At 43.2% G+C, this 12,890-nt stretch carries 12 protein-coding genes; 9 read left to right on the forward strand and 3 right to left on the reverse strand.

Annotated features, from left to right (window positions below):
* The first annotated feature begins 260 nt into the window (after nucleotides 1-260).
* A complete protein-coding gene (locus HYN43_RS09260) occupies nucleotides 261-560 on the forward strand; it encodes a GxxExxY protein (protein WP_119411432.1) in 300 nt (99 codons plus the stop codon).
* A gap of 17 nt (nucleotides 561-577) precedes the next feature.
* Here HYN43_RS09260 and HYN43_RS09265 read toward each other — a convergent pair whose 3' ends face one another.
* Nucleotides 578-1,723, reverse strand: coding sequence for an IS481 family transposase (locus tag HYN43_RS09265; protein ID WP_119409009.1), 1,146 nt, complete (start codon nucleotides 1,721-1,723; stop codon nucleotides 578-580).
* A gap of 63 nt (nucleotides 1,724-1,786) precedes the next feature.
* Between HYN43_RS09265 and HYN43_RS09270 the strand changes: the two genes are divergently transcribed.
* Nucleotides 1,787-1,891, forward strand: a complete 105-nt coding sequence (locus tag HYN43_RS09270; protein ID WP_245447273.1) for a GxxExxY protein — start codon at nucleotides 1,787-1,789, stop codon at nucleotides 1,889-1,891.
* 547 nt (nucleotides 1,892-2,438) lie between these two features.
* A complete protein-coding gene (gene bioB / locus HYN43_RS09275) occupies nucleotides 2,439-3,443 on the forward strand; it encodes a biotin synthase BioB (protein WP_119411433.1) in 1,005 nt (334 codons plus the stop codon).
* Between the two features lie 74 nt (nucleotides 3,444-3,517).
* Here the strand turns inward: bioB and HYN43_RS09280 are convergent, their stop codons facing one another.
* Nucleotides 3,518-4,291 (reverse strand): hypothetical protein, encoded by a 774-nt coding sequence (locus HYN43_RS09280; protein ID WP_119411434.1) that lies wholly within the window; start codon nucleotides 4,289-4,291, stop codon nucleotides 3,518-3,520.
* Between the two features lie 181 nt (nucleotides 4,292-4,472).
* On the reverse strand, nucleotides 4,473-4,964 hold the full coding sequence (locus HYN43_RS09285) for a YajQ family cyclic di-GMP-binding protein (protein WP_119411435.1): 492 nt from the start codon (nucleotides 4,962-4,964) through the stop codon (nucleotides 4,473-4,475).
* Between the two features lie 193 nt (nucleotides 4,965-5,157).
* On the opposite strand from HYN43_RS09285, the gene ppk1 reads away from it, so the two are divergent.
* From ppk1 to HYN43_RS09315, 6 genes are all read left to right on the forward strand, one after another.
* A complete protein-coding gene (gene ppk1 / locus HYN43_RS09290) occupies nucleotides 5,158-7,200 on the forward strand; it encodes a polyphosphate kinase 1 (RefSeq protein ID WP_119411436.1) in 2,043 nt (680 codons plus the stop codon).
* Between the two features lie 4 nt (nucleotides 7,201-7,204).
* A complete protein-coding gene (locus HYN43_RS09295; protein ID WP_119411437.1) occupies nucleotides 7,205-8,083 on the forward strand; it encodes a Ppx/GppA phosphatase family protein in 879 nt (292 codons plus the stop codon).
* A gap of 175 nt (nucleotides 8,084-8,258) precedes the next feature.
* The gene (locus HYN43_RS09300) at nucleotides 8,259-8,822 is read left to right on the forward strand and encodes a UbiX family flavin prenyltransferase (RefSeq protein ID WP_119411438.1); all 564 of its coding nucleotides are present in this window, start codon (nucleotides 8,259-8,261) and stop codon (nucleotides 8,820-8,822) included.
* A 122-nt stretch (nucleotides 8,823-8,944) separates the two neighbouring features.
* Entirely contained in the window at nucleotides 8,945-9,757 is an 813-nt protein-coding gene (locus tag HYN43_RS09305) for an SDR family oxidoreductase (RefSeq protein ID WP_119411439.1), read from the forward strand.
* Nucleotides 9,758-9,981: 224 nt separating this feature from the next.
* On the forward strand, nucleotides 9,982-10,458 hold the full coding sequence (locus HYN43_RS09310) for a hypothetical protein (protein ID WP_119411440.1): 477 nt from the start codon (nucleotides 9,982-9,984) through the stop codon (nucleotides 10,456-10,458).
* A gap of 156 nt (nucleotides 10,459-10,614) precedes the next feature.
* Nucleotides 10,615-12,822 carry a bifunctional alpha,alpha-trehalose-phosphate synthase (UDP-forming)/trehalose-phosphatase gene (locus HYN43_RS09315; RefSeq protein WP_119411441.1) on the forward strand — a complete coding sequence of 736 codons (2,208 nt, stop codon included), beginning with the start codon at nucleotides 10,615-10,617 and terminating at the stop codon, nucleotides 12,820-12,822.
* The last annotated feature ends 68 nt before the right edge of the window (nucleotides 12,823-12,890 follow it).

The raw sequence follows: 12,890 nt of genomic DNA on the forward strand, positions 1-12,890 counted from the left end.
AAGAATAGATAGTTTGAGATTTTTAAGGAGGCAAAGAAGCTAAGGACGCTAAGGTTTTTTGTGGTTGGTGGGTGAGTTTGGGCACGCAAAGACGCCAGGACGCAAAGATTTTAAGAATAAATAGTTTAAGAATATTTAAGAGCGCAAAGAGGCTAAGGACGCCAAGGTTCTTTGTGGATGGTGGGTGAGTTTTGAGTTCGCAAAAAAGCCAAGATTTTTAAGGTAAATAGTTTGAGATTTAAGTACCTAAAGATTTTTTTATGGACGAAAATGAAATTTCAAAAATAATAGTACATGCGGCCTACGAGATTCATACGAAATTGGGGCCGGGACTATTAGAATCTGTTTATGAGGAAATTTTATATTTTGAGCTAACAAGCAAGGGCTTAAAAGCAGAACGACAAAAAGCCATAGACGTACTTTGGAAAGGAATTAAAATGGAAGTTGGTTTCCGCGCCGATTTAATAGTTGAAAACAAAGTTATCATCGAGATAAAATCAGTTTCAGAAATATTACCGGTTCATCCCAAACAGGTATTAACTGTAATAGCCACTATTTGATCTGACAGTTGTGTGTTTTATAAGTTGTCAGATTGAATTTGTGAATATAGTTTTTTCTCGTGTAAATGCATCGACTCAGATTCTTCAGAGCCCTTTTTGTGAGGGCTCTGAAGAATCTGGTCATCGGCGAGCCTCTCCAATAACTTTTCCTGTGCCATTGGTATACTGTCGATGAGCGTTTGCATGGGCGTTTTACCAAAGCAGTATTTCCCGCTGTGTGTCCGTTCATTATTATAATTGTACATCCATCTGTCCAGATCTGCCTGGAGTTCAGCTATGCTGCGATAGATCTTTTTTCGAAAAGCGATAGCATAGAACTCATCCTGGATAGTGCGGTGGAAGCGCTCACAGATTCCATTGGTTTGAGGGCTTTTAGCCTTTGTTTTGGTATGGTCTATATCTTCTATAGCCAGGTACAACTGGAATTCGTGCTGCTCTCTTGACCCGCAATATTCTGTACCTCTATCGGTGAGTATTCTTAATAAGCGCAGGTCATGATGCTCATAAAACGGCACCACTTTATCATTGAGCATCTCTGCCGCCACGAGTGCATTCTTGCGGTCATATAGCTTGGTAAAGGCTACTTTAGCATAAGTATCGATAAATGTTTGCTGATAAATATGGCCGACACCTTTGATGTTACCGACATAGTAAGTGTCCTGTGCACCCAGATAGCCGGGGTGATGCGTTTCTATTTCGCCATGGGCTTTCTTTTCCTCTTTAGCCTTCTCCAAAGCAATTACCTGTGCTTCGGTTAATACTAATCCTTCCTGTGCCGACTTAGCTTCCAATGCCTTTAAACGAAGCTTGAATGTTTGCAGATCGTGGCGAAGCCATATGCTCCTTACGCCTCCCGGAGATATTAATATGCCTTGCTTTTTTAGTTCATTGGATACCCGCAACTGACCTAAGGCCGGCTGGTCTATAGCCATTTCAACAACGGCTTTTTCTACATGCTCTTCTACCCGGTTCTTTAAAATCGGCTTCCGTCTGCTAATCTCTTGTAAGGCCAGTTCGCCACCTTGTTCGTAAAGTTCCTTGAACCTGTAGAAACTATCACGGGAATAGCCCATCACTTTACAGGCCTGTGATACGTTACCTAAATGCTGGGCAAGCTCCAATATGCCCATCTTGTTTTTGATGATCTTTGCTTGGGTTGTCATAATGCTAATCTCTGTTACGTGCGTTAATTAATCGTAACTGTCAGATTAAATTGTGACTATCTCATATTAACCTATCTAAAATTATCCGGCTGTAAACTTGGCCTTCTAATCAATTTCAACGATAAATTAATCAAATCAGGAATTACCAGAATAGTAAACAATCTATAGCAGCGCACCCCTCTAAACAAAAACATTGCGTCTTAGCTCTCTTAGCGAACTTAAAACTCGCCAACAACCACAAGAAAATCTTAGCGTCATTGCGCCTCTGCGCGCCTAAAACTCACCAACCAACCACAAGAAACTTAGCGTCCTTAGCCTCTTTGCGACCTTAAAACTCGCCAACCAACAACAAAAAAATCTTTGCGCCCTTGCGCCTTTGCGCGACTAAAACCCACCAACCAGCCACAAAAAACTTAGCGTCCTTAGCCTTTTTGCGACCTTAAAACTCACCAACCAACCACAAGAAAATCTTAGCTTCATTGCGCCTCTGCGCGCCTAAAACTCACCCACCAACCACAAAAAAATCTTAGCGCCCTTGCGCCTTTGCGCGCCCAAACTCACAACCCCACCAAACAAAATCAAAACGAAACCCATTGCCTCTTAACACCTTCCACACATTAACCAACCAAAAATGTTATATTTATAAATAATCTTTGATATTTGCTTTTTCGCAATTACTAAATAACACTATTGGGAAGAATTTAATCTGAAACTAATGACTGAAGTTAGACACGACTGGACCAAAGAAGAAATAGCAGAAATATACAATACACCACTACTCGATCTTGTTTATAAAGCCGCAACCATCCACCGCGAAAACAAGGATTACTCGGAAGTGCAGATCAGCTCACTGATCTCTATCAAAACCGGTGGCTGCTCTGAAGATTGCGCGTATTGCCCTCAGGCTGCCCGCTACAACACCGGGGTAGACGTACACGCCATCATGCCTAAAGACGAAGTAATAGCCGCTGCCGAAAAAGCTAAAGCCGGTGGTGCCTCACGTTTATGTATGGGTGCAGCCTGGCGCGAAGTACGCGATAACCGCGACTTTGATAAGGTTATTGATATGGTAAAAGCAGTGAACGAACTGGATATGGAAGTGTGCTGTACGCTGGGTATGCTTACCGAAAGCCAGGCACAACGTTTGGCCGATGCCGGTTTATATGCCTACAACCACAACCTTGATACATCCGAAGAAGATTACAAACGCATTATCACCACCCGTACCTATGATGAGCGTTTAAAAACCATCGAAAACGTACGTAAAGCAAAAATCACTGTATGCAGTGGTGGTATTATTGGCTTAGGTGAAACAGTGGCTGACAGGATCTCGATGCTTAAAACGCTTTCAAGCCTGCCTAAACACCCTGAATCAGTGCCGATTAACGCCCTGGTACCTGTAAAAGGAACCCCGCTGGCCGATCAGGCACGTGTATCTGTTTGGGATATGGTGCGTATGGTGGCTACCACGCGTATTATTATGCCTAAAACTGTGGTTCGTTTATCAGCAGGTCGTACCGAGATGAGTACCGTTGAACAGGCTTTTTGCTTTATGGCCGGAGCCAACTCAATTTTTGCAGGTGAGAAATTGTTAACCACACCAAATCCATCGTTTGATACAGATATGGCAATGTTTGAACTGCTTGGTTTAACGCCACGTAAAGCGTTCAAAAATGGCCGACCGAATACGGTGAAAGAAGAAGCTGAAGTAGCCGGCTAATCACCTCATTTATAATAATAAACGAGGCTATCCTGAACAGGATAGCCTCGTTTTTTTAATGCCTAATAAGTTCATTAATTATAATCATCTGCATCCGGAGTAAGATCTCCTTTAATTGCTTTCAGCTCGCCTTTTTTTGCGTCAACATCATAGCTGTCAAAGTAAATAAAGCGGGCGTTGCCAATTGATTTGATTTTTCCGGTGTTCTCGCCCAGGTCGTCAAAGCGGTCGTACCAGCGGATCCGGGTGCTGCCAACTGATCTTAACCTGCCTGCATTGTCAAAACCATCGGCGCGGGTGTAATAAGTAAACCTTGTATCGCCAATGGCCTTTATTTTGCCGGCCAGTTCGCGGCCGTCAAATTCATCATATCTTATTACGGGCAGGCCGCCTACTGATTTTAATTTGCCATACAGATTTTGTGCGTCAAACCTGTCGTACCATTTAATGGCGATGTCTCCTACAGATTTCAGTTTGCCCTGGTTATCTATGTCAAACCTGTCGTAATAGGTAAAACGGGTATCGCCAACCGTTTTCAGCTTGCCCTGGTTATCCATGTCAAACCGGTCGTAATAAGTGATTTGAATATTGCCGATAGATTTTACACGGCCAACATTGTCAAAGCCATCATATTGCGAGCGGTAAGTAATTCGTCGGTCGTCGCCTTTTAACGGGATCTGGCCTTTTATAAAAAGATACAGGATAACGTCGTCATTGCTGATCTCGCCGCGTGTTGGCCGTTTACCCCGGTTACTGAGCTCGGTGCGGGTGTCTGAACTGATCTGTGCCTGGCAAAATGCGCCAATGCTCAAAAGGAAGGCTATTATTAATAAAGGTTTAGATAGCATGTTGTGTTAAAATTTATCCGGCTTGTTACCGGTTTGTAGTTATATGATGCACAAACCGGCGTAAAAGTTTAAAGCTGCCTATCGCCTAAGTAATAGTATGCTGATTAACAGCCGAATATTTTTCAAATAGAAAAGGACACATGTCCGATGCGTCCTTTTCTATCGTCCGGGTTAATGTAGTTTAGTCGCGCATATTGATATACTGTAGTGGCTGGCCAAAATCGTCGGCGCGGCAAAGGCTGATCACGGCCTGCAGGTCATCAATTTTTTTGCCCTGAACGCGTACCTGGTCGTCCATAATAGAAGCCTGTACTTTAAGGCCGCTGTCTTTTATTTTCTTCACTATCTTTTTGGCTGCTTCTTTATCAATACCTTCCTTAATCTTTACCTCCTTACGCACCATATTGCCCGATGCGTATTGTTCTTTACCAAAATCAAGCGCTTTAGGGTCGAGGTGTTGCTTTACCATACGGCTGATGATGCTATCCTGGATGGCTTTCAGGCGCATATCGTTTTCGGTAACTATAGTTATCGTGTTGGTTTTTTTATCAAGGTCAACTGTGCTTTTCGAATCGTTAAAATCATAACGGTTCAGAATTTCTTTTTTGGCTGTGTTGATAGCGTTATCCAGCGTTTGTCCGTCTATCTTACTTACTATATCAAAAGTTGGCATAAGTAGTGTGTTGTTTATAAATACTTTGCAAAGCTAAACTATTGTTAACAATAGGTGCAATATTGCAACAATTTGTTTAACTTCTGCAATAAATTACAATGAATAAAAACTGCTGAATTGCAAAGGAGTTAATATTAAGTTAACAAATAAATAAGCAGTTTTGTAAATATGTGGCCGGAAGGCAACAATACTTATGGATAAACAGGCTCCCTTAATTAACAGAGAAATAAGCTGGCTTTACTTTAACGACAGGGTTTTGCAGGAAGCTGCCGACCCAACAGTTCCGCTGATAGACAGAATCAGGTTTTTGGCCATATTTTCGTCCAATTTGGACGAATTTTACCGTGTAAGGGTAGCCACCTTAAGTCGCCTTGCTGCGCTGAACGAAAAATCGAAGGAGATTTTGGGTTATAATCCTAAAAAGATCCTCAACCAGATTAAAAACATTGTAGTAAGGCAGGAGCGTAAGTTTAACAACCTGTACGAGAATATTATTGTAAAGCAGCTTGCCGAAGAGAAGATTTTTATTTTGAACGACAAGCAGCTTAACGTAACGCGCGGTGCTTTCGTAAAGGACTATTTCAGGGAGAAGTTATTGGCTACGCTGGTGCCCATCATGCTTAATGATGCGCTGCCTTTGCCCGAGCTTAGAGACAGGGCGATTTACTTTTTTGTGAAGCTAACCACCAATAAAAAGGTAAGATATGCTTTGATCGAGTTTCCGGATAACCTATCAAGGTTTATTAAGTTGCCTGATACCAATAACCTGAAGTTTATTATCCTGCTGGATGATATTATCAGGTATAGCCTTGAAGATATCTTTTTCATTTTTGAGCACGATAGTATCGAGGCTTTTTCCATACAGCTAACCCGCGATGCCGAGCTTGATCTGGATAAAGAAGTAAGCGATAAATTTATCGATTCATTATCCAAAAGTTTACAGAAACGTAAAAAGGGTAAACCCATGCGTTTGCTGTATGATTCGGATATGCCGATGGATATGCTGAAATACCTGGTTAACAAAATGGGTTTACATGGCGAGAGCCTTATACCCGGCAACAGGTATCATAACTTCAAAAATTTCATCTCGTTTCCAAACGTTGGCGGGCCTGAGCTGGAATACAGTAAGTACATACCGCTTCCGGTGGCCGATCTTTCGTTTGGCAAAAGTTTGATCGATCTTATCGCAAAAAAAGATTACCTGGTTAGCACACCATATCAATCGTACGATTATGTGATCCATTTTTTACGTGAGGCAGCTATCGATCCGAAAGTAAAAGAGATCAGCATAGCTGTGTATCGTTTGGCCGAAGATTCGAGGGTGATCCATGCCTTAATTAATGCTGCAAAAAACGGTAAAAAGGTGAATTGCCTTGTTGAGCTGCGGGCACGCTTTGATGAGCAGAACAATATTCACTGGAGCAACCGTTTGGAAGAGGAGGGGGTAAACGTACTTTACGGGATCCCCGGATATAAAGTACACTCTAAAATATGCCTCGTGAGCCGTACCGAAAAAGGAAAGCCGGCTTACTATGCCTGCCTTTCAACCGGTAACTTTAACGAAAAAACGGCACGTATTTATGCCGATCATACGCTGCTTACGGCCAACAAAAAAATCACCGACGATTTGGTGAATGTTTTCAAAGCAGTTAACAGGGGATTATTGCCTAAAGGCCTGAAAAGCCTTATTGTATCGCCAATTGATTCGCGCCCGGCAATCTATAAGCTGATTGATAACGAGATAAAAAATGCCAAAGCCGGTAAACAGGCCTACATGATATTAAAAATGAACAGCCTTGCCGATGAGGACATGATCAACAAGCTTTACCAGGCCAGCAATGCCGGGGTAAAGATAAAAATGATCATCCGCGGAATGTGCTGTTTAATAGCAGGGGTGAAGGGCTACAGCGAAAACATACAGGTGATCAGTATAGTTGATAAATACCTGGAGCATGCCCGGGTACATGTTTACTGTAACGGCGGCGAGGAGTTGATTTACCTTACCTCGGCCGATTTTATGACCCGTAATATTGATAACCGGGTGGAAGTTGGTTTCCCGATATACGACCCTAAATTACAGAAAGAGATAAGGGATATTATTGATATCCAACTGGCGGATAACACCAAATCTCGCGAGATCAACAGCCAGAACACCAATAAGTATCATAAAACAGATGCCCCCGAAAGCCACAGGGCGCAGATTGAAATATATAATTATCTAAAAAACAAAAAATAAAACATTGAGATACGCCGCCATTGATATAGGTTCGAACGCCGTGAGGCTGTTAATTGCCGACATAATTGAAAACACGGGTTCGGTTTCGTTCAAAAAAAACACTTTGATCCGTGTACCGCTGCGCCTTGGCGACGATGCTTTTATCCAGAAACATATCTCTGATAAAAAAGCTGCCGAACTGCTGAAAGCAATGCAGGCATTCCGCAATCTGATGGATGTTTATAAGGTTACCGATTACCTGGCCTACGCCACATCGGCTATGCGTGAAGCCGATAACGGCGACGAACTGGTTAAATCCATTAAAGAGCAAGCCAACCTCGACCTTGAAATTGTACACGGCTCAAAGGAAGCAAGCGTAATTTACGCCAGCCATATAGATCAAAATATCGACAAGAGCAAAAACTACCTTTATATAGATGTCGGCGGCGGCAGCACCGAGCTGTCATTGTTCTCTGCCGGCGAGATGATTGTATCCCGTTCATTCAATATTGGTACCATCCGTATCCTCGATAACCAGGATACCGAAGAGACCTGGAATGATATGCGCGATTTTGTGCGCGATAATACCCGCAACTTTAAGCAGCTATCAGGCATAGGCACCGGCGGTAACATTAACAAATTGTTCCGTTTATCTGAAGAAAAGGAGGGCCTGCCGCTTAGCTTTGCCAAACTGAGGCAGTTGTATACGTACTTGAGTTCATTCTCGCTGAAAGACCGCATTAACGTGCTGGGCCTCAACCAGGACAGGGCCGATGTGATCATTCCTGCCTGCGAAATTTACCTTACCGTAATGAAGAATGCCAACATCAAAAACATCTACGTGCCGCGGGTAGGTATGGTTGATGGTATTATCCAAACTTTAATAGAAAAAAATCTTCAATAAACAGGTTAAAATTATTTTAATAAATTGTTTAATAATTTAAAAACTGTTTGTACATTTGTATTGCCCTCTCAAGGGCATGTTTTTCATAGGTAGATGTAGGGTCGGGTACAAGTTATTCGACCCTTTTTTGTGCCCCTGAATTTTGTGCGTTTGCAGTGTTGCTGAAGGAAAATCGATGAAGAAAAAGATAGTTATTGCTATTACCGGGGCCAGTGGTTCGATATATGCAAGTTTGCTGTTAAAAAAGCTTGTTCAGTTACGGGATCAGGTAGCCGAAGTGGGCATTGTAATGTCGGATAATGCCAAAGACGTTTGGCGTTTTGAGCTCGATAACGACGATTACACCCAACTCCCCTTTAAATTTTACGCCAAAAATGATTTCATGGCGCCCTTTGCATCTGGGTCGGCAAAGTTTGACACCATGATTATTGTGCCATGCTCTATGGGCACGCTCGGCCGCATAGCCGGCGGAATCTCTGATGATCTGATTACCCGTGCCGCCGATGTGATCCTGAAAGAACGCCGTAAACTGATATTGGTAGCCCGCGATACGCCGATTAACCTGATCCATATCCGCAATATGGCCACGGTTACCGAGGCAGGTGGTATCATTTGCCCGGCCATACCATCTTATTATAGCAAGCCACAAACCATCGAAGAACTGGCTATGACGGTAGTTAACCGCGTTATTGATTTGGCAGGCCTGGAAAACGAGAGTTACGAGTGGAAGGGGATATAGAATTCTTTCCATTCATAAAGCTCTGCCAAAATGTTACCTGTTTATCCCAAAACCGTCACAAAATAATTAAAACCATATCCCGCCAATTTCATTGCTTATATTAAACACCAAAACGTTTATCCATGAGCAACAATACACAATTATTAAAAGGGCAGGCCGCGCTGGTAACCGGTGCCGATAGCGGCATAGGTAAAGGAGTGGCCCTTGCATTGGCCGCCGCAGGCGCCCGACTGCTTATTAATTATGCCCGCAACCATGATGCGGCCGAAGATGTGGTACAGCAAATTAATACGGCTGGAGGCGAGGCCTTTGCCTTTCAGGCCGATGTGAGCCATGAAGAGGAGGTTAAACAAATGTTTGCCACCATGTATGCCCGTTACCAAACCATTGATATATTGGTAAACAATGCAGGTTTGCAAAAAGACTCAAAATTTATAGATATGTCGCTCGATGACTGGAATAAGGTGATCAGCGTTAACCTTACCGGGCAGTTTTTGTGCGCCCGCGAGGCAGCGCGTGAGTTTATAAGGCGCGGTGTTGTGGAAGAGAGAAGCAAAGCAGCCGGCAAGATCATCTGCATGAGCAGTGTGCACGAGGTAATACCCTGGGCCGGCCACGTAAACTATGCAGCAAGTAAAGGCGGCATTATGATGTTTATGAAAAGCATAGCCCAGGAACTGGCTCCGCATAAAATCCGCGTAAACGGAATAGGGCCGGGGGCCATTCAAACGCCGATAAATAAAGCAGCCTGGGAAACACACGAAGCACTTGATAAGCTATTGACGCTCATACCTTATAACCGCATAGGCCAGCCCGATGACATCGGCAAACTGGCGGTTTGGCTGGCTTCTGATGAGTCGGATTACATCACCGGCACAACTATTTTCTCGGATGGAGGCATGACCTTGTATCCGGGCTTCGCAGATAATGGCTAAATGACTTTTTTATGACACAAAAATCGGTTTAGCAAAACCAAAACGCCTTTTATACGGCGTTTTTTGTTTGGCATATTGTAAAATATACACTAAGGTAGTTAACAAAATGAAAATTTTGAGGCTATAAAAGCCTGTAATTATTAAATATTCATAAAAGTTCAGCTAAATTTTAAATATTGATAAGACAGGCGTATATTTGTTGCGGATTTAAAATTTAAACGAACATGAAAAAGATATTTTTAACAATCGCAACTGCTGCATTATTTACTGTTAACGCTTTCGCCGATGGTGGCAAAAAAGCTGATGGTGGCACCAACGTTTCTTACATCGCTCTTCACGGTTTCACCGCTGATTTTGCTGATGCTACCAACGTAAACTGGACTGTAACTAAAAACACTCAAAAAGCTACTTTCACTGTTGACGGCGTTCAAAAAACTGCTTTCTACAACCTGCAAGGTGAGTTTTTAGGTACTACTCAACGTGTTGATAACAAAGCTATCCCTGCTAAAGCCCTTAAACAAATTGCTAAAGAATACAAAGGTTACGAAGTAGGCGAAGTTATCGTTTACCAGGCTAACACAGACGTTAACGATTCTATCGAACCAACTTCATACTTTGTTGACCTGAAAAACGACAACCACGAAGTATTGGTAAGGATCACTCAGCAAGCTAACATCGAGTTTTTCCAACAAGTGAAATAATTCGGTCTGCACACGATCTTCAAAAAAGCCGCTCCTGATACCGGGAGCGGCTTTTTTGTGCTTAAAAATCACGCTTTTAGCCTCATCAGGGGCTTTGTGTCAAAACAAAAGCATTGTTTTCGCCTTTAAATAAATATTAATTAATATTTAGATGATATGCCGAAAACGATAATTGTATCAAACCGATTGCCCGTTAAAATCTCGAGAGTTGATGATGCCTATCATTCATCGCCCAGCGAAGGTGGACTTGCAACCGGTTTAGGTTCAATATATAAACAAGGCGATAATGTGTGGATAGGATGGCCTGGCGTAGAAATCACCGCGCAGGACGACCGGGATCAGATCACAGCCGAATTAAAAGATCTAAATCTGATTCCTGTTTTTTTAGACCAGGAAGAGATTAACCAATATTACGAAGGTTTTAGTAACGAGGTGCTTTGGCCCGTTTTTCATTACTATGCCTCAACATACGCGGCTTACAAGCAATCAAACTGGGATTATTATCAAACGGTAAATAAAAAATTCAGGGATATGATCCTGAGTGTGGCCGAACCGGGCGATGTAATCTGGATTCATGATTACCAGCTTTTATTGTTGCCTGCACTTGTGCGTGCCCAAATGCCTGATGTTTCGATAGGTTTTTTCTTACACATCCCGTTTCCATCCAACGAGATGTTCAGGCTGATTCCATGGCGTTCGGAATTATTGGAAGGAATGTTAGGCGCCGATCTGATCGGTTTCCATACTTTTGACGATGTGCGTCATTTTTTGGGGGCAGCAACACGTTTGTTGCCGGTATCCTCAAACGCCAATATCATCAGTAACGGCGAACGTTCGGTGGTGATAGAATCGTTTCCGATGGGGATCGACGAGAAAAAATACGCTTCGCTGCCCCTGCAGGATGAAGTAAAAGAACAGATAGGGTTAATCAAAGAAAATTTCAAAAACAAAAAGCTCATTCTTTCTATCGACAGGCTTGATTACAGCAAGGGTATCCTGCAGCGCCTCGAAGCCTTTCAGCTTTTGCTGGAAATGTGCCCGGAATGTAAGGAAAATATCACCCTGTATATGATTGTGGTACCCTCGCGCGATACGGTACCGCAGTATGCCCACCTACGCGACGAAATAGATAAAAAGGTAGGCAAAATTAATGCGCTGTATCGCACCATGGATTGGAGCCCGGTGCATTATTACTACCGTTCGTTCCCTATTGAAACGCTTTCGGCGCTATACTACTCGGCCGATGTGTGCCTTGTTACGCCCATGCGGGATGGTATGAACCTGGTAAGCAAGGAATATGTAGCCAGCCGGATCAATAACGATGGTGTGCTGATTATGAGCGAAATGGCGGGCTCATCTAAAGAGCTGATAGAAGCCATTATTGTAAACCCCAACAACATGGGCGAGGTTTGCCGCGCTATTTTGCAGGCCATTAACATGAAGCCGGAAGAGCAGCGCCGCCGCATGATCCCGATGCGGCAACTGGTGGCCAAGTTCAACACATCGCACTGGGTGAAAATTTTTATGGACAGGCTGAAGGAAGTGAAACTGATGCAGCGCTCGCTCCAGGCCCGGCATGTAAGTAACACCACCGAGCAAAGCATTATCAACCGCTATATCAAAACCAAAAAGCGCATTATATTTTTAGATTATGATGGTACGCTGGTAAACTTTAAATCGAATATAGATCAGGCCAGTCCGGATAAGGAGTTGTATAACATTATTAATAAACTGGCGGAAGATCCTGCAAATCAACTGGTTTTAATAAGCGGCCGCAAGCACGAAAACCTGGATTCCTGGTTTAAGGATAATGATATTTACCTGATTGCCGAACACGGCTCATGGTTTAAACAACAGGGCACATCGTGGCATAAAATAGGAGGGCTGAGCGACCAGTGGAAGCACGACATTTACCCCATACTGGAAACCTATGTTGACCGCACCCCCGGTTCTTTCATCGAAGAAAAAACATATTCATTAGTTTGGCATTACCGCAAAGCCCAGGCCGGTCTTGGTGAACTAAGGGCAAACGAACTGATGAACAACCTCAAGTACCTGGCAAGTGATAAAGGCTTACAACTGCTGGCAGGTGATAAAGTGCTGGAAGTGAAGAATATGGATATCAACAAAGGCAAGGCAGCTTTAACCCTTACCGAGGGTAAAGATTATGATTTTGTAATAGCCTTTGGCGATGACTATACCGACGAAGATATTTTTAAGGCCCTGCCCGAAAGTGCCATCACCATTAAGGTAGGCAGTAACTTATCAGCGGCTAAATTTTACCTGCGTAACCCGGCTGAGGTGAGGAAGCTTTTAACCAGTTTTGCCAGATATACCCCTGCCGAAATGGACGTGGAGAAGTAGGGAGTGGCAGTTGCATTTTTAAGTGGCAGTATTTTCAACTCCTTCGTCGTCGGGGACATGACAGCAAT

It is taken from the genome of Mucilaginibacter celer (assembly GCF_003576455.2).
Lineage (GTDB): Bacteria > Bacteroidota > Bacteroidia > Sphingobacteriales > Sphingobacteriaceae > Mucilaginibacter > Mucilaginibacter celer.

Bases quoted from the DNA above. Each gene is read 5' to 3' on its own strand.
- HYN43_RS09260 (WP_119411432.1), top strand. From the start codon at position 261: ATGGACGAAAATGAAATTTCAAAAATAATAGTACATGCGGCCTACGAG.
- HYN43_RS09265 (WP_119409009.1), bottom strand. From the start codon at position 1,723: ATGACAACCCAAGCAAAGATCATCAAAAACAAGATGGGCATATTGGAG.
- bioB (WP_119411433.1), top strand. From the start codon at position 2,439: ATGACTGAAGTTAGACACGACTGGACCAAAGAAGAAATAGCAGAAATA.
- HYN43_RS09280 (WP_119411434.1), bottom strand. From the start codon at position 4,291: ATGCTATCTAAACCTTTATTAATAATAGCCTTCCTTTTGAGCATTGGC.
- HYN43_RS09285 (WP_119411435.1), bottom strand. From the start codon at position 4,964: ATGCCAACTTTTGATATAGTAAGTAAGATAGACGGACAAACGCTGGAT.
- ppk1 (WP_119411436.1), top strand. From the start codon at position 5,158: ATGGATAAACAGGCTCCCTTAATTAACAGAGAAATAAGCTGGCTTTAC.
- HYN43_RS09300 (WP_119411438.1), top strand. From the start codon at position 8,259: ATGAAGAAAAAGATAGTTATTGCTATTACCGGGGCCAGTGGTTCGATA.
- HYN43_RS09305 (WP_119411439.1), top strand. From the start codon at position 8,945: ATGAGCAACAATACACAATTATTAAAAGGGCAGGCCGCGCTGGTAACC.
- HYN43_RS09310 (WP_119411440.1), top strand. From the start codon at position 9,982: ATGAAAAAGATATTTTTAACAATCGCAACTGCTGCATTATTTACTGTT.
- HYN43_RS09315 (WP_119411441.1), top strand. From the start codon at position 10,615: ATGCCGAAAACGATAATTGTATCAAACCGATTGCCCGTTAAAATCTCG.